This window comes from Nocardioides sp. NPDC006273 (assembly GCF_040613495.1).
Classification (GTDB): Bacteria; Actinomycetota; Actinomycetes; order Propionibacteriales; family Nocardioidaceae; genus Nocardioides.
Genome location: NZ_JBEXSD010000019.1, coordinates 30,821 through 46,763, shown reverse-complemented (window position 1 = coordinate 46,763; position 15,943 = coordinate 30,821). Strand labels below are relative to the sequence as shown.

Annotated in this window: 13 protein-coding genes; 12 read left to right on the top strand and 1 reads right to left on the bottom strand. The window is 67.2% G+C overall.

Features of this window, described 5'->3' with window-relative positions:
- Nucleotides 1–2: 2 nt before the first annotated feature.
- Nucleotides 3–1,202 (bottom strand): serine hydrolase domain-containing protein, encoded by a 1,200-nt coding sequence (locus ABZZ22_RS10835; RefSeq protein WP_354930542.1) that lies wholly within the window; start codon nucleotides 1,200–1,202, stop codon nucleotides 3–5.
- A 224-nt stretch (nucleotides 1,203–1,426) separates the two neighbouring features.
- Between ABZZ22_RS10835 and ABZZ22_RS10830 the strand changes: the two genes are divergently transcribed.
- Genes ABZZ22_RS10830 through ABZZ22_RS10775 form a run of 12 tightly spaced genes read left to right on the top strand, consistent with a single transcriptional unit; the run spans nucleotide 1,427 to nucleotide 15,939 of the window.
- Nucleotides 1,427–2,956, top strand: a complete 1,530-nt coding sequence (locus tag ABZZ22_RS10830) for an ABC transporter substrate-binding protein (RefSeq protein ID WP_354930539.1) — start codon at nucleotides 1,427–1,429, stop codon at nucleotides 2,954–2,956.
- Between the two features lie 5 nt (nucleotides 2,957–2,961).
- On the top strand, nucleotides 2,962–3,996 hold the full coding sequence (locus ABZZ22_RS10825) for an ABC transporter permease (RefSeq protein ID WP_354930536.1): 1,035 nt from the start codon (nucleotides 2,962–2,964) through the stop codon (nucleotides 3,994–3,996).
- Nucleotides 3,993–5,927: a dipeptide/oligopeptide/nickel ABC transporter permease/ATP-binding protein gene (locus ABZZ22_RS10820; RefSeq protein WP_354930533.1), complete on the top strand. Its 1,935-nt coding sequence runs from the start codon at nucleotides 3,993–3,995 to the stop codon at nucleotides 5,925–5,927. Before ABZZ22_RS10825 ends, ABZZ22_RS10820 begins: the two co-directional genes overlap by 4 nt.
- Nucleotide 5,928: 1 nt before the next feature.
- Entirely contained in the window at nucleotides 5,929–6,975 is a 1,047-nt protein-coding gene (locus tag ABZZ22_RS10815) for an ABC transporter ATP-binding protein (RefSeq protein ID WP_354930530.1), read from the top strand.
- Nucleotides 6,976–6,987: 12 nt separating this feature from the next.
- On the top strand, nucleotides 6,988–7,968 hold the full coding sequence (locus ABZZ22_RS10810; RefSeq protein ID WP_354930528.1) for an alpha/beta hydrolase: 981 nt from the start codon (nucleotides 6,988–6,990) through the stop codon (nucleotides 7,966–7,968).
- Nucleotides 7,961–8,818: an alpha/beta hydrolase gene (locus tag ABZZ22_RS10805; protein WP_354930525.1), complete on the top strand. Its 858-nt coding sequence runs from the start codon at nucleotides 7,961–7,963 to the stop codon at nucleotides 8,816–8,818. Before ABZZ22_RS10810 ends, ABZZ22_RS10805 begins: the two co-directional genes overlap by 8 nt.
- Nucleotides 8,819–8,877: 59 nt before the next feature.
- Entirely contained in the window at nucleotides 8,878–9,789 is a 912-nt protein-coding gene (locus ABZZ22_RS10800) for a TIM barrel protein (RefSeq protein ID WP_354930522.1), read from the top strand.
- Nucleotides 9,786–10,751, top strand: a complete 966-nt coding sequence (iolC, locus tag ABZZ22_RS10795) for a 5-dehydro-2-deoxygluconokinase (protein ID WP_354930519.1) — start codon at nucleotides 9,786–9,788, stop codon at nucleotides 10,749–10,751. Before ABZZ22_RS10800 ends, iolC begins: the two co-directional genes overlap by 4 nt.
- 2 nt (nucleotides 10,752–10,753) lie before the next feature.
- Entirely contained in the window at nucleotides 10,754–11,620 is an 867-nt protein-coding gene (locus ABZZ22_RS10790; RefSeq protein WP_354930516.1) for an aldolase, read from the top strand.
- Between the two features lies 1 nt (nucleotide 11,621).
- A complete protein-coding gene (gene iolB / locus ABZZ22_RS10785; protein ID WP_354930513.1) occupies nucleotides 11,622–12,512 on the top strand; it encodes a 5-deoxy-glucuronate isomerase in 891 nt (296 codons plus the stop codon).
- Nucleotides 12,509–14,440: a 3D-(3,5/4)-trihydroxycyclohexane-1,2-dione acylhydrolase (decyclizing) gene (gene iolD, locus ABZZ22_RS10780; protein ID WP_354930510.1), complete on the top strand. Its 1,932-nt coding sequence runs from the start codon at nucleotides 12,509–12,511 to the stop codon at nucleotides 14,438–14,440. The genes iolB and iolD overlap by 4 nt, the downstream gene beginning before the upstream one ends.
- On the top strand, nucleotides 14,437–15,939 hold the full coding sequence (locus tag ABZZ22_RS10775; RefSeq protein WP_354930506.1) for a CoA-acylating methylmalonate-semialdehyde dehydrogenase: 1,503 nt from the start codon (nucleotides 14,437–14,439) through the stop codon (nucleotides 15,937–15,939). Before iolD ends, ABZZ22_RS10775 begins: the two co-directional genes overlap by 4 nt.
- Nucleotides 15,940–15,943: the final 4 nt, after the last annotated feature.

Sequence of the window (15,943 nt, the reverse complement as noted above, 5' to 3'; positions counted from 1 at the left end):
CCTCAACTGGATTGGATTCCAGCGTTCAGGCATGAGCGCAGAGCATCGACGAGGTCGTTGGCACGCGTGTCGGGAAGTCCGCCCATCCGGTTCGGGGTGTAAGCGAAGCCGACCCGTGCTTCCCGGTCTGCGAAGGCCAAGGCTCCCGACGCGCCGTCATGTCCGAAGCTCGATGGCCCGAGCATGGGACGTAAGTCGGAGGTCAGCATGAATCCGAGGCCGTAGCGCGGTTCGTGGCCTGGGACACCGAAGACCATGGGGCCGGCGGAGCGGACGGTGAGCGCGTCCGACACGACCGGGGCCGATAGCAGTGGCTCGCTCCCTTCGACGTTCGATATGCACGCTGCGTACAGCTTGGCCAGGCTGCGCGCCGTCGTCGTGCAGTTGGCAGCCGGGATGGCGCTGGACCAGACCTCGGGGTCGTTGTAGTGGCACGCCTCCTGGACGCCCGGCAGGGGCAGTTGGAGTGCGCCGTTGAGCGTGGCGGCACGCATCACGCGGTCATCGTGTAGCAGCAGTTCCCGAAGCCCCTCCTTGATGTTGTCGGAGGTCCACTCCGGCACGGACGGCAGCGACCTCGCAACTCGGCGATGTTGGGCTTCGGGAAGCCCGACCCACGTGTCGAGGTTGAGTTGCGGCGCAAGCTCGGTGCGCAGGTATTCGCCGGGAAGCTTGCCCGTCACTCGGCGGATGACCTCGCCGATCAACCATCCGAGGGTGAGGGCGTGGTACGCGTGTCCTGATCCCGGCTCCCAAAGCGGGCTCTGGCCCTCGAGTGCGGCGATCACCGGATGCCAGCTCAGAACGTCGCTGCGAGAGAGCGAGGACTCCAGCAGCGGGAGACCGGCGCGGTGGGCGAGCACGTGCTCGAGCGTGATGGTTTCCTTCCCGAAGGAGGCGAACTCCGGCCAGTAGTCACTGACCGACGCACTGAGCTGGACGCGCGAAGTGTCGGCAAGTCCCAGCAGGCAGAGGGCGAGCAGACCCTTGGAGCATGAATAGACGACAGCCAGGGTGTCTTCGGCCCACGGGGTCTCTTCCTCGGGATCGGCGACGCCGCCCCAGACGTCGACGCGCTTGTGCCCGTCGACGTACACGCTCAGTGCGGCTCCGGTATCGCGTCCTGCGCGAAGGTGGTCGGCGAACTGGTCAACGAGCCGTTCGAAGCCGGGGCCATACGTGCCGTGCACTTCGGTATCCATCGAATTCCTAACACGATTTAGTGATCCGTGTCACGGACGGTATACCGCAGAGGCTTGACCAGCAAGGGATCCGGCTGGACGGGTCTTGTCAGGGGCGGGGTTTCCAAGAACCTTTGCCGCCCGGGCTCTTGTGTGTCGGGCGTCACATGTTGTACGGTCCTGACACCAGTTAGTAACACGTGTTAGTCCGCGCAGTACTGCCGATTTCGACTTCAGGAGTCCCCATGAACCGCAAACGATTGATGACGTTGGTTGCTGGATTGGCGCTGACGTTGGGCGTGACAGCCTGTGGGAGCGACGGCGAGACGTCGAGCCCCGAGAGCGCGACGGAGCTGCGGATCGGCCTTTCGTTCGGGCCATCCACGCTCGACCCGGCCAAGGACGGCGGCGGAGCGCCGAACGTGATGCGTTCGCTGACCAACGAGTCGTTGTTCCACATGAACGCGGACTACACCGCCAGCCCAGCGCTGGTGAGCGACTACAAGTACGTCGGCGAGGGCAACAAGGTTTTCGAGTTCACGCTGAAGAAGGGGATCCGCTTCACCGACGGGAGTCCACTGGACGCGGCGGCGGTCAAGACGTGGCTGGACTACTTCGGCAAGCAGCCCGGGCCGTACGCCACCACGCTGGCGATTGCGTCGGTAGAGACCGAGGGTGAGTACACCGTCCGGCTCAACCTGGCGTCGCCGAGCCCGATCGTGCCCTTGCTCCTGTCTCAGTACGGCAACCGGGGCGCCCTCTCGAGCCCCAAGTCGGTCGCTGACTCGGACAGCCTGGCCAAGGGCACCTACGGCGTCGGCCCCTATGTCCTGGACCCCACTCAGTCGGTGACGGGTGATCACTACACGCTGGTGCCCAGCAAGCACTACCACGACCCCTCGGCCGTTCGCTTCAAGAAGGTGACCGTTCGGATCATCTCCAACCCGTCCTCGATGTTGCGTGCGTTCCAGTCCGGCCAGATCGACTTCGGCAACCTGGACTCATCGACGGCGCCCGCGGCGGAGAAAGCCGGCGTGAAGGTGATGCACTGGCGCAGCGGCACCGTCGTGGTGACGCTCGGTGACCGCAACGGGACGACCACCAAGCCGCTCGGCGACGTGCGGGTGCGCCAAGCGCTGAACTATGCCATCGATCGAAAGGCGATCGCCAAGGCGATGGTGGGCAAGTACGGCCGACCCACGTCGCAGTACCAGACCGAGTACACCGATCCGGCTCAGGACGATCGCTACCCCTACGACCCGGCGAAGGCGAAGGAGCTGCTCGCTCAAGCAGGTTACCCGGACGGGTTCAGCATGAACGTGGTCGACCCAGGCTCCATGATCGGCAACTGGGGCGACCCGACGATGCAGGCGGTCGCGAAGGACTGGGACGAGATCGGCGTTCACGTGAAAGTCACTCAGGCGACCACTGACTTCATCCCGCAGGCGCTGTCGAAGAAGTTCTCCGCGATGCAGTGGACACCGGACACCTCGCCGACGTCGATCGCGTATTCGCTGCTGTATGCGCCTGACGCCTCGCTCAACCCCTTCGGGGCCGTGGCGCCGGAGATCGATGAGTTGTTCGCGCAGGGGCAGAGCGAGTCGGGCGACCAGGGGGCGGAGACGTTCAGGAAGCTCAACAGCATGGTCACCGAGCAGGCGCTCAATGTTCCGGTCTACGAGTACGACATCCCGTGGGGGATGAGCGAGCACATCACCGGAGTCGAGAAGGGCTCTTGGATAGTCTTCGGCGCCGACCTCGGATGGAAGGGCTAGTCCCGATGGCCAGCGTGTCGGTTGACGCGATGGGTGCGCCGCTCAGGCGCTCCGGTCGCGGGCGCGCCTTGGGCAGACGCGGCAACGGTGGCCGCTGGCTGACCTCGTCGCTGGCTCGCCGCTTGTTGACGGCAGCGCCGTTGCTGCTGGTCGTGTCGAGCTTCAACTTCCTGTTGCTGTCACTCACGCCGGGGGATGCGGCGCGCCAGATCCTCGGCGCCCGTGGCACGCCGGAGCAGTACGAGGCATTGCGTCAGCAGCTCGGGCTCGATCTCCCGGTCTATGAGCAGTACTGGCGCTGGCTGAGTCACGCGGTCTCCGGTGACTTCGGGACCTCGATCATCAACGGCACCCCGGTGCTGGAGTCGATCATGAGCCGGGTGCCGGTGACCCTGTCACTCATCGCTGGGTCGCTGGTGGTGAGTGTCGTGGTGGGCGTCAGCCTTGGCGTGTTCAGTGCGGTTCGCGGGGGAGTGGTCGGGAAGATGGTCGACGCGCTCGCTCTCCTGAGCTGGGCATTGCCGGTCTTCTGGGTCGGGTCCGTGCTCGTGGTCGTCTTCGCGATCAAGCTCGAGTGGTTCCCCGCCCTTGGCTATGTGCCGTTCACCGATTCGCCCCGGGACTGGGCACGGTCGCTGGTGCTGCCGGTGATCGCGCTCTCCCTCGGCTCCGTTGCCGCCGTGCTGAAGCAGACCCGTGAAGCCATGCTCGACGTGCTCGGCAGCGAGTACATCAGGATGGCCGCCGCGAACGGCATCTCCCGGACTTCACTGACCTATCGCCACGCCCTCAAGAACGCCGCGATCCCGGTCGTCACCGTTCTGGGCGTCCAGACCATCGGCCTGCTGGGTGGCGCAGTGCTCATCGAGAACGTCTTCTCCGTGCCGGGCCTTGGTTCCCTCGTGGTGAGCTCAGCCCTGGCCCACGACATCACGATGGTGCAAGCGGTCGCGGTGGTCTTCACCGTCATTGTCATCATCGTCAACCTGTCGGTCGACCTCGCCTACGGGCTGTTGAACCCGAGAGTGAGTGCAGCATGACCGTGATCGTGCCCGGAGCCGAGATCTCCACAACTCCCACCGCCAACCGCGGTCTCGTACGCCGCTTGATGCGCCGGCCGCTGGCGGTCGTGTGCCTGGGTTACCTGGCGGTCGTCATCGTGATCGCCGTCGCTGCCCCGATGCTGATGCCAGATGTCGCGAGCGAGAGGGCCGGTGATCTCGGGGCCGGCCTGCAGGGCCCGAGCGCCGCTCATCCTCTCGGCGTCGACAGCCTGGGGCGCGACGTTCTCGAGCGACTCTTGGTGGGCACCCGGATCACGTTGGTCGGTGTCGTCGAGGCGATGGCCGTTGTTCTCACGCTCGGGATCCCGATCGGACTGGTGGCCGGCTACGTCGGCGGCAAGGTCGACCGGGCGATCATCTGGCTGGCCGATCTGGTGTTATCGCTGCCCGCAATCATCTTGGTCATCGTGGTGCTCTCGGTCTTCCCGCAGAGCGTGACAGCCGGAATGGTGACGTTGGGCGTCCTGGCGGCCCCGGGCCTCGTGCGCGTCGTACGAGCCGCGACCCTGCCGGTTCGAGAACAGCTCTACGTCGCCGCTGCCCGCGTTTCCGGCATGTCACGGACCTACATCATCAGCCGCCACGTGCTGCCGCGGGTCATGGGTCCGATCATCGTGCAGGCGTCCCTGCTGGCGGCGACTGCATTGCTGGTGCAGACCGGACTGGCCTTCCTTGGCCTCATCACCACCCCACCGGAGCCCAGCTGGGGTGGCATGGTTGCCGACGGGGTCGGGACCCTGTTCCAGCAGCCGTGGCTGATCTGGCCGCCTGGGCTGGCCATCGCCATGACCGTGCTGGCCTTCGGCCTTCTGGGCGATGCCGTCCGTGACGTCAGCACCGAGGGCTGGTCTGCCAAGTCCGCCCTCCCGGATCGCGACAAGCACCACCGGGCGCTCACGCCGACGGCCGACGCCGTTCCGGCAGGTCCGAACGGCAGCCTCCTGTCGGTCCGTGACCTCACGGTGTCCTTTGTCACCCCGGCGGGGCCCATCCGCGCGGTGGAGGGGGTGACCTTCGGCATCGCCCGCGGCGAGACCGTCGGGGTCGTCGGAGAGTCTGGCTGCGGGAAGACCACCACGGCGCTCGCGATCATCGGCCTCCTCGGTGGCGGCGGACGGATCGACTCCGGACAGGTCTTCTTCGACGGCAGCGACTTGGCTGCTCTGCCGGAGTCTGAGCTCCAAGAGGTCCGGGGCGCCGAGATCGGGTACGTCTCTCAGGAACCGATGGTCGCCCTGGATCCCGCGTTCCGGATCGGCTGGCAACTCGCCGAAGCGGTCCGGATCAACACCGGAGTGACCCGCGCCAAGGCCAAGAGACGCGCCGTCGAACTGCTCGAACAGGTGCAGCTGCCAGAGCCCCATCTGGTGGCCCGCCGATACCCGCACGAGCTGTCGGGAGGAATGGCCCAGCGAGTCGTCGTCGCGCGTGCCCTGGCCGGCGAACCGAAGCTGCTGATCGCAGATGAGCCCACGACGGCGCTCGACGTCACCATCCAGGTCGAGATCCTCGACCTGCTGCGTACCCTGCAGCGCGACCGGGGCATGGCGATCATGCTGGTCACCCACGACCTGGGTGTCGTTGCGGACATGTGCGACCGAGTGGTGGTGATGTACGCCGGCCAGGTCGCCGAACACGCCGGCGTGAAAGAGCTGTTCGGTGACCCACACCACCCCTACACCCGGGCACTGCTCGCCTCGAATCCGCACAACCAGCATAGCTCTGCGGTGCTGCCCACCATCCCAGGTGCGGTCCCCAGCCCGGGCTCGTGGCCGCAGGGCTGCCATTTCCGGTTGAGATGCGCGCATGCCACCGGTCAGTGCGGCATCGGTCAGATTCCCCTCGTCCAGATCGGTGCTTCCCACGAGGCCCGCTGCCTCTCCGCCCACCAGATCGAAGGTGTCTGACGTGAACGACGAGCCGAACCTCCTCGAAGTCCGCGACCTCTCGGTTCACTTCCGCCGCGGCCGCGGCTCGCCCGTCCTGCGAGCCGTCGATCACGTGAGTTTCGAGGTGGCCGAGCGGGAGACCCTGGGCATCGTCGGCGAATCAGGCTCCGGCAAGACCACCATCGGTCGGGCCGTGCTTGGTCTTGTGTCGCCGACCGCCGGCCAGATCCGGTTCGATGGGGAGGACATCACGCGATCGGACTACCGGCGCCGCAGAGGCCTCAGTCGCGAGCTGCAAGTAATTTTCCAAGATCCCTACAGCTCCCTGAACCCGACCCGAACGGTCTTCCAGACGCTGGGTGAGTCGCTGCGCGCAGAGAAGCTCCCGAGCGACGAAGTCCGCAACCGGGTCATCACCATGCTCGAGAGGGTTGGCCTGCCTGCTAGCGCGGCGGACCGGTACCCGTCCAGCTTCTCAGGCGGCCAGCGCCAGCGCATCGCCATCGCCCGTGCGCTCATTGTCCAGCCCCGGCTGGTGATCTGCGACGAGCCCGTCAGCGCGCTGGATCTCTCCGTCCAGGCGCAGGTGCTCAACCTGCTTCGGGAGCTGCAGGACGAGTTCGCACTCAGCTACCTCTTCGTCGCGCATGACCTGGACGTCGTCCGTCACCTCTCGCACCGGATCATGGTCCTGTACCGCGGACAGATCATGGAGCAGGGCCCAGCCGAAGCCGTCTATGCGAGCCCGAAGCACCCGTACACGAAGACTCTGCTCGAGGCTGCGCCCGTTCCCGATCCCGTGCGACAGGCAGAACGCCGCTCGCAACGGGCACGAACTCGTGACACCGCCGGCCCCATCCCGGTCGCGGGCTGCCCCTTTGCCACTCGCTGCCCACACGCGACGTCCCTGTGTCACCTCGAGCGCCCAGCACTCGAAGAGACCTCCGCAGGGGCCACCGTCGCCTGTCACTGGTGGCGAGACATCAGCGGGGAATCCCCCGATACGACCGTCGAGACGCCCTTAGACCCGGTGGTCGACGGTGCCGTGCCCCAGAAGAGCCTCTGAAGGAGACCAGCAATGCCGATCGACCCCGTCCTCGAGCCCATTCTCGCCCAGCTCCAACCGCTGCCCGAGGAACTGGATGACATCGCCGGTCTTCGCGCGATGAACGAAGCCGTTGCCGCCAGCATGGTGGGCTCACTCGTTGAACCCGGACCCGAGATTCGCGACTGCCGCGCCTACACCGTGCAGGTATCGGGTGGAACGATCGAGGTCCTGGTGTACCAGCCGCTCGAGCCAGGTCCGCACCCCGCTCACCTGTTTCTGCACGGCGGTGGCTGGATCGCCGGGAACCCGAGGTGGGCGGTCGTCGACGTCGCCTCGCGGGAGAGATGCGCCGGAGCTGGGTGTGTGGTCGTCGCAGCTGACTATCGCAAGGCCCCCGAACACCCGTTTCCCACCGCCCTGGAGGACTGTTACACGGTCCTGCACTGGATCGTGGAACATGCCGATGAGCTGGGCGTACGACAGGACCTCGTCACGATCGGTGGTCAGTCGGCCGGGGGCAACCTGGCGGCCGCTCTTGCACTGAAGGTGCGCGATGAGGGAGGACCCCGGATAGCGTTGCAGCTGCTCGAGGTGCCGGCCCTTGACCTCACGCTCGATCTCCCTTCGCACACCGAGCTGGACGGCTACGCCCTCACCAGGCGCGACGTCGAGATCTCTCGTCGGCTCTACCTCGCCGACCTCGATGCGGCCCACCCTTACGCATCGCCCCTCCATGCACCCGACGTCTCAGAGCTACCGCCGGCGCACATCATGACCGCGGAGTACGACATGCTTCGCGACGACGGAGCGCACTACGCAGCGCGTCTGGCCGACGCCGGTGTGCCGGTCACCCACTCGATGTATCCCGGGCACGTGCACATCTCACCGGCACTGACCCAGGTGATGGCGTCGGCGCGGGAGTGGCGCAGCGAGGTTCTGGCCGTCCTGAGGAACGCGCACGCCGGTGAAGCACTTCGTGTGGATCTGACGCGGGAGTCGACCCGTGGCTGAGCTCACGAAGCGCGATGGCGGCGTACTCCACTATGAGGTGACCGGTCCCGACGATGGGCCGACACTGCTGCTCATCGAGGGGCTCAGCGCCCACATGCTCGGCTGGCGTGAGGAATTCACGCACTTCTTCCGCGACGCCGGTTACCGTGTCGTCCGGTTCGACAACCGCGATGTCGGTCTCTCCCAGAGGTACCCGGGACAGAGCTACGGGTTGTCCGAGCTCGCCGAGGACACCCACGACCTGATCGACCACCTGGGGTCGGCGCCGGTTCACGTCGTCGGGCAGTCCATGGGTGGAATGATTGCGCAGCACCTCGTGACGCTATTTCCGGACGATGTCGCCAGCCTGACGCTGTTGTACACCACAGCTTCCGCCGCCCACATCAACACCGGCGCGCGCGGCCCGCACAGTCCAAGTGTAGAAAGGCGTGCCTCGACTCGCGACGAGGCAATCGAGCTCCACATCGTGCAGGAAAGGCTCTGCGCCTCACGGACGTACTCCTTCGACGAGGCGTGGAAGCGTGAGCTCGGGGGCCGGATGTGGAATCGCGGCTACGACCCGGACGGTGTCGCGCGTCAGACCCGGGCCGTGTTTGCCCATTCGACCGACCTCTCGCGGCTGTCCTCGATCTGCGTACCCACCTTGCTCATCCATGGCACCGCAGACCGGCTCATCGACTACGACGCCTCGGTCGAGCTGTACGCCGCCATCTCGGGCAGTGAGCTGTGGCTCGTGGAGGGGATGGGCCACGACCTCCCCCGCGAGCTGTGGCCTTCCTTGACCAGCCTGATCGTCGCCAACGCGGCCAAGGCGCGTACGGCGGTAGCCGCAGAGGAGCAGAGCGCGTGACGGACCACAACGACCCACGGCCCAGCCCGACAGGGCCTCCCGACAGCGAAAGGCAAGCCATGACTGACAACGTCCAGACACACCGCCGCACGGCACTCGATCGGATTGCCGGCGCCCCGATCTCCTGGGGCGTGTGCGAGGTCCCGAACTGGGGCCATCAGCTCGAAGCCGACCGCGTTCTCAAGGAGATGAGCTCTCTTGGCATCGCCGCGACGGAGTTCGGGCCGGTCGGCTTCCTCGAGGAGGAGGCGGTCGCCAAGGCCGAGCAGTTGTCGGCGTACGGGATGAGGGCCGTCGGCGGCTTCCTGCCGGTCCTCCTTCACGACGCGCGCCACGACCCCATGCCCGAGGTTGATGCCTTCATCGACGGCTGCCTCGCCTCCGGGGCGGGTGTCGTGGTGTTGGCTGCATTCACCGGCGTCGACGGGTACGACGCGCGCCCGGTGCTCGACGACGACGGATGGTCGGTGATGCTGGCCAACCTCGACCGGATCACCGACCGCGCCGCCGCACGTGGCGTCATCGCCTGTGTGCATCCGCACGTCGGCACCATGGTCGAGAGCGGTGAGGAGACCGAGCGCATTCTCGCCGGATCCCGCGTCGGACTCTGCGTCGACACCGGGCACCTGCTCGTCGGCGGTGCCGATCCGGTCGCTCTCACCGCCCAGCATCCGGAGCGGGTGGTCCACGTCCACCTCAAGGACGTCGACGGTGCGATTGCCGCGCGTGTCATGGACGGCACCCTCACGTTCGGCGAGGCAGTTCAGGCAGGGATGTTCCTTCCGCTCGGCGAAGGCGACGTGGACATCGCGGCGATGGTGCGCACGCTCGAGGCGGCCGGTTACCAGGGCTGGTACGTCCTGGAGCAGGACGTCATGCTCAACGCACCGCCCAGCGATGAGCACAGCGATGAGGGTCCGGTCGGCGATGTCCGCAAGAGCCTGGACTTCCTGCTGGGGGTCGCCCAATGACGATCGGGGCCGCGAACGCAGTGCACGTCGAGGTGCTGACCATGGGGCGGGCCGGCGTCGACGTGTACCCACAACAGATCGGCACCCCGCTCGAGGACGTGACCAGCTTCGCCAAGTTCCTCGGCGGAAGCCCGACCAACGTGGCCGTCGCCGCAGCGCGGCTCGGCCGCTCCGCCGCGGTGATCACGAGAACGGGCGAAGACCCGTTCGGACGGTTCATCCACAGAGCCCTCCGTGAGTTCGGGGTGGATGACCGCTTCGTCACCGGAGTTGAGCACCTCCCGACCCCGGTGACGTTCTGCGAGATCTTCCCGCCCGACGACTTCCCGCTCTACTTCTACCGGCTGCCCACCGCGCCCGATCTGCAGATCGGGGCCGACGAGCTGGACTTCGACGCGATCGCGGCCGCTGATGTGTTCTGGGTGACCGGAACCGGGTTGTGCGAGGAGCCGTCACGCTCCGCCACGATGGCCGCGCTCAAGGCACGCACGGGGCACGGCACCACAATCCTCGACCTCGACTACCGTCCGATGTTCTGGCGGTCGCGGGCCGAGGCACACGAGCACATCCACGCCGCCGTGCAGCTCGTCGACGTCGCGGTCGGGAACCTCGACGAGTGCGAGACCGCTGTCGACGAACGCGATCCGCAGCGGGCGGCAGCCGCGCTGCTCGACGCCGGCGTCGAACTGGCCGTGGTCAAGCAGGGCCCGGCCGGAGTCCTGGGCGTCCGCCGCGGGGAGGCCGTGGTGGTGCCCCCAGTGCCGGTTGACGTCGTCAACGGCCTCGGTGCCGGCGACGCGTTCGGCGGGGCGCTGTGCCACGGGCTGCTCGCGGGCTGGGACATCGACCGGGTGCTTCGGTTTGCGAACGTCGCCGGATCGATTGTGGCCGGACGACTCGCGTGCGCTGACGCCATGCCAACCAGCGCCGAGCTCGAGCCATTTCTAAGCGAGGCACTGTGACCGTGGAAATCCGCGACCTCGTCGATGTCAGGGCTCGTGAGCCGCAGCGTGTCACCGAACTCGCAGCGATCCGCTCGACGCCTCAGGGTCTCACCGGCGTCACCGGGCGCCTGATGCTGGTCGCCGCCGATCATCCGGCTCGCGGGGCGCTGCGCGCCGGCGCGGACGGGCTGGCGATGGCGAACCGGCGCCTGCTGCTCGAACGCCTGGCGATCGCGCTGTCGCGGCCGGGTGTGGATGGCGTGCTCGGCACTCCGGACATTGTCGAGGACCTGCTGTTGATGGGCGCGCTCGAGGGGAAGGTGGTGATCGGCTCGATGAACCGCGGCGGCCTCGCGGGAACGTCGTTCGAGATCGATGACCGCTTCACCGGGTACGACGCCGCGGCCATCAGCCGGATGGGTCTACAGGGCGGCAAGATGCTGCTGCGCATCGACGCCGACGATCAGGCCACCGCGCGCACGCTGGAAACATGTGCACGTGCGGTCGGCGAGCTTGCCGGGCAGGGGCTGATGGCGATGGTCGAGCCGTTCATCGCGCACTGGGTCGAGGGGCAACTGCGCAACGACCTGACGGTCGAGGCGGTGATCCGGTCGGCGACCGTGGCTGCCGGCCTCGGGTGGACCAGCGCACACACCTGGCTGAAGCTGCCGGTGACCGACGACATGGACGCGGTTCTCGCTGCCACGACATTACCGGTCCTCCTGTTGGGCGGTGAGGTCTCCGTCGATCAGGACACCCAGTTCGCCGCCTGGCAGAAGGTCCTGGCAAACCCGCAGGTGCGCGGCATGGTGGTCGGCCGCTCCATGCTCTATCCGCCCGACGGTGACGTCGCAGCCGCCGTCGACACCGTTGTCGGGATGATGTGAGATGAGCACACAGACCAGGACGGGACTCGTCCTTGCGGCGGGAAGCGCCGCACGAGACGGACTCGACGTCGTGATCACCCCAGAGTCCGCGGGCTGGGCGTTCAGCGGTCTCGCCGTGCTCACACTCGCACCCGGCGAGCAACGCACTTGGTCGACCGGCGACGCGGAGACACTCGTGCTGCCACTCGCTGGCTCCTGCACGGTGACTTGCGGCGAGGAGACCATCACGATCGCCGGCCGGCGAGACGTCTTCAGCGGTCCGACCGACTTCGTCTACGTCCCCCGCGACGCCGACGTCACCGTGGTCAGCGAGGCCGGGGGCCGGTTCGCCCTGCCGTCGGCCTGTTGCGAGCGCCGGCTGGCGTTCCGGCACCAGCCAGCCGATCGTGTCCCGGTCGAGCTGCGCGGAGCCGGCCAGTCGAGCCGACAGGTGAACAACTTCTGCACTCCCGGTGCGTTCGAGGCCGAGGCGCTGATTGCCTGCGAGGTGCTCACGCCAGGGGGCAACTGGTCGTCGTACCCGCCGCACAAGCACGACGAGAAGACCGAGACCGAGAGCGTGCTCGAGGAGATCTACTACTTCGAGGTCGAGCCCGGGCCGGCCGGGCCGGGCATCGCGTACCAGCGGGTCTACGGGAGCGCGGCCAACGACGTGGACGTACTGGCCGAGGTCGGCACGGGTGACGCGGTACTGATCCCGCACGGCTGGCACGGCCCCTCGATGGCAGCACCCGGGTACGACCTCTACTACCTCAACGTGATGGCCGGGCCCGGTGAAGAGCGCGCCTGGCGTGTTTGCGACGACCCGGCGCACGGCTGGGTGCGGGACACGTGGGTCGATCAAGAGATCGACCCGAGGTTGCCCTTCGGACGTGTCGGAGAAGACGCATGACTATCCGGCTGACGGTAGGCCAGGCCATCGTTCGTTTCCTCGCCCACCAGTGGACCGAACGCGATGGTGCGGAGCAGCGCCTCATCCCAGGCATCTTCGGCATCTTCGGCCACGGCAACGTGGCGGGGATCGGCCAGGCCCTTCTGCAGGGGGCTGCCCACGACGAAACCGACCTTCCGTACTACCTCGCCCGTAACGAGCAGGCGATGGTGCACGCGTCTGCGGCCTTTGCGAAGACTCGCAACCGGCTGCAGACCCTCGCCTGCACGGCCTCGATCGGACCGGGCTCGACCAACATGGTCACAGGCGCGGCGCTGGCCACGACGAATCGGCTACCCGTGCTGTTGCTGCCCAGCGACATCTTCGCCACCCGGGTCGCCAGCCCAGTCCTGCAGGAGCTGGAGGACCCACGCTCCTATGACGTCTCCGTCAACGACACCCTGAAGCCGGTTTCGCGTTTCTGGGACCGGATCTACCGGCCCGAGCAGCTGCCCTCGGCTCTTCTCGCTGCCATGCGGGTCCTCACCGACCCCGCCGAGACCGGCGCCGTCACACTGTGCCTGCCCCAGGATGTCCAGGCCGAGGCCTTCGACTGGCCCGAGGAACTCTTCGAGCGGCGGGTCTGGCACGTACGCCGCCCGGTCCCCGAGCCTGCTGCCCTGACGCGGGCCGTCGCGACGATCCGCGCAGCAAAGCGTCCCCTGATCGTCGCCGGCGGCGGCTCCGTCTACTCCGAGGCAGAGATCGCACTGGTAGAGCTGGCCGAGGCGACCGGGATCCCGGTCGCCGACACGCACGCAGGTAAGGGCGCCATGCCCTGGGACCACCCGCAGGCCGTCGGTGGTGTCGGCTCCACCGGCACCCCGGTGGCAAACCGGCTCGCCCGCGACGCCGACGTCGTCATCGGGGTCGGCACGCGCTACAGCGACTTCACCACCGCCTCGCGGACGCAGTTCGCGAGCCCCGATGTGGCCTTTGTGAACCTCAACGTCGCGCCCTTCGACTCGGCCAAGCACTCGGCGGTTTCGATGGTGACGGACGCGCGCGAAGGTCTGATCGCACTGACCGAGGCGCTGGCCACATGGGGAGTGGACGACGAGTACGTTGCGTCGTACCAACGGCACCGGGACGCGTGGAACCGCGAGGTCGACAGGGCCTTCCACCTCGGCCACGCACCGCGTCCCGCGCAGACAGAGGTGCTGGGCGTCCTGCACGACGTGCTCGACCCGAGCGACGTGATCGTGCAGGCAGCAGGAAGTCTGCCCGGAGATCTGCAGCTGCTCTGGCGGGCGAACGACCCGAAGTCGTACAACGTCGAGTACGCCTACTCCTGTATGGGCTACGAGATCGCCGGCGGCCTGGGCACGAAGATGGCCGACCCGAGTCGTGAGGTCTTCGTGCTCGTAGGCGACGGCTCCTACCTGATGATGGCTCAGGAGATCGCGACGGCCGTCTCAGAGGCCATCAAGCTCAACATCATCTTGATCCAGAACCATGGGTTCGCCTCCATCGGCGCCCTGTCTGACTCCGTCGGATCCCAGCGATTCGGCACCAGCTACCGGCAGCGCAACCCCGACACCGGCCAGCTCGACGGCGCTACCCTGCCGATCGACCTTGCTGCCAACGCCGCCAGCCTCGGTGCCGACGTCATCCGGACCACGACGATCCAGGATTTCCGCGCTGCCGTCTCGCGGTCCCGCGCCTCCGCACGGACCACCGTGGTCGAGATCGAGACCGATCCTCTTGCCCCGGTCCCGTCGTCGGAGTCGTGGTGGGACGTCCCCGTGGCCGAGACCTCCGAGCTGGAGAGCACACAGGCGGCACGGGCCGCCTACGAGAAGGCCAAGGCCGACCAGCGCGGCTACCTGGCATCGGCGCGCCTGAACCGGGCGAGCGATCCAAACAACCAGAAGAGGGACGAACGATGAAGGTGATCGACCACTGGATCGGCGGCAGGGCCACGACCGGGTTTGGCGAAAGACGGGGCGCGGTTTGGAACCCCGCCACAGGTGAGCAGCAGGCCGAGGTCGTGCTGGCCAGCCGCCAGGACGTCGACGCGGCGGTCACAGCAGCCCGCGAGGCGTTCAGCGACTGGTCGCAGTCGTCACTGAGCGCACGGACCAAGGTGCTCTTCACGTTCCGTGAACTTGTCAACGCGAACATCGAGAGGATTGCCGAGGCGATCACCGACGAGCACGGCAAGGTGCTCTCTGACGCCCGGGGTGAGGTGCAGCGCGGCCTCGAGGTGGTGGAGTTCGCTTGCGGCATCCCGCAACTGCTCAAGGGGGACTTCTCCGCACAGGTTTCCACCGGTGTCGACCTGCACTCCTTCCGAGAGCCACTCGGGGTGTGCGCCGGGATCACCCCGTTCAACTTCCCAGCGATGGTGCCGATGTGGATGTTCCCCGTCGCCATCGCCTGTGGCAACACTTTCGTCTTGAAGCCCAGCGAGCGTGACCCCTCGGTCTCCCTCATCCTCGCCGAGCTCTGGGCAGAGGCGGGGTTGCCCGACGGCGTGTTCAACGTGCTGCAAGGCGACAAGGAGGCCGTCGACGGGCTTCTCGAGCACCCCGACGTCGCCGCGATCTCCTTCGTCGGCTCGACGCCGATCGCGAAGTACATCCACGGCCGCGCCTCCGAGACGGGGAAGCGCGTGCAGGCGCTCGGCGGCGCCAAGAACCACGCGATCGTGATGCCCGACGCGGACCTCGACTACGCCGCGGACCATCTTGTTGCCGCGGCGTTCGGGTCGGCGGGCGAGCGGTGCATGGCGATCTCTGCGGCAGTGACTCTCGGCGGCGTCGCTCCCGAACTCCTCGACCGAATCGGTGCGAAGGCGCTCGCCATGAAGGTCGGCTCCGGCCGTGACACCGCGAGCCAGATGGGACCCATCGTGACGGCCCAGGCTCGCGATCGGATCGTCGGGCTGATCGACTCCGGTGAGCGCCAAGGTGCCCGGATCCACGTGGACGGGCGGGGCATCACCGTGCCCGGCTACGAGCAGGGCTACTTCGTGGGACCGACGGTGATCGATGGGGTCACGCCCGAGATGGACGTCTACCGCGAAGAGATCTTCGGGCCGGTCCTCTCGGTGGTCCGTACCGACGACGTCGATGCCGCGATCGACCTGATCAACGCCAACCCGTACGGCAACGGAACGACGATCTTCACCTCGAGTGGCGAGGCCGCCCGCCGATTCCAACGAGGGGTCCACGTCGGGATGATCGGCATCAACGTGCCGGTCCCGGTCCCGATGGCCTACTACTCCTTCGGCGGCTGGAAGGACTCGCTCTTCGGAGAGCACCACATCCACGGACCCGAGGGCGTGTCCTTCTACACCCGCGGCAAGGTGATCACTTCCCGCTGGCCGCACGTCGACCACGCGGAACATCAGGCCGCTCACTTCAGCTTCCCGACTTCCAGATGAACGA

Bases quoted from the DNA above. Each gene is read 5' to 3' on its own strand.
- iolB (WP_354930513.1), top strand. From the start codon at position 11,622: ATGAGCACACAGACCAGGACGGGACTCGTCCTTGCGGCGGGAAGCGCC.
- ABZZ22_RS10830 (WP_354930539.1), top strand. From the start codon at position 1,427: ATGAACCGCAAACGATTGATGACGTTGGTTGCTGGATTGGCGCTGACG.
- ABZZ22_RS10810 (WP_354930528.1), top strand. From the start codon at position 6,988: ATGCCGATCGACCCCGTCCTCGAGCCCATTCTCGCCCAGCTCCAACCG.
- iolD (WP_354930510.1), top strand. From the start codon at position 12,509: ATGACTATCCGGCTGACGGTAGGCCAGGCCATCGTTCGTTTCCTCGCC.
- ABZZ22_RS10825 (WP_354930536.1), top strand. From the start codon at position 2,962: ATGGCCAGCGTGTCGGTTGACGCGATGGGTGCGCCGCTCAGGCGCTCC.
- ABZZ22_RS10800 (WP_354930522.1), top strand. From the start codon at position 8,878: ATGACTGACAACGTCCAGACACACCGCCGCACGGCACTCGATCGGATT.
- ABZZ22_RS10835 (WP_354930542.1), bottom strand. From the start codon at position 1,202: ATGGATACCGAAGTGCACGGCACGTATGGCCCCGGCTTCGAACGGCTC.
- ABZZ22_RS10775 (WP_354930506.1), top strand. From the start codon at position 14,437: ATGAAGGTGATCGACCACTGGATCGGCGGCAGGGCCACGACCGGGTTT.
- ABZZ22_RS10820 (WP_354930533.1), top strand. From the start codon at position 3,993: ATGACCGTGATCGTGCCCGGAGCCGAGATCTCCACAACTCCCACCGCC.
- iolC (WP_354930519.1), top strand. From the start codon at position 9,786: ATGACGATCGGGGCCGCGAACGCAGTGCACGTCGAGGTGCTGACCATG.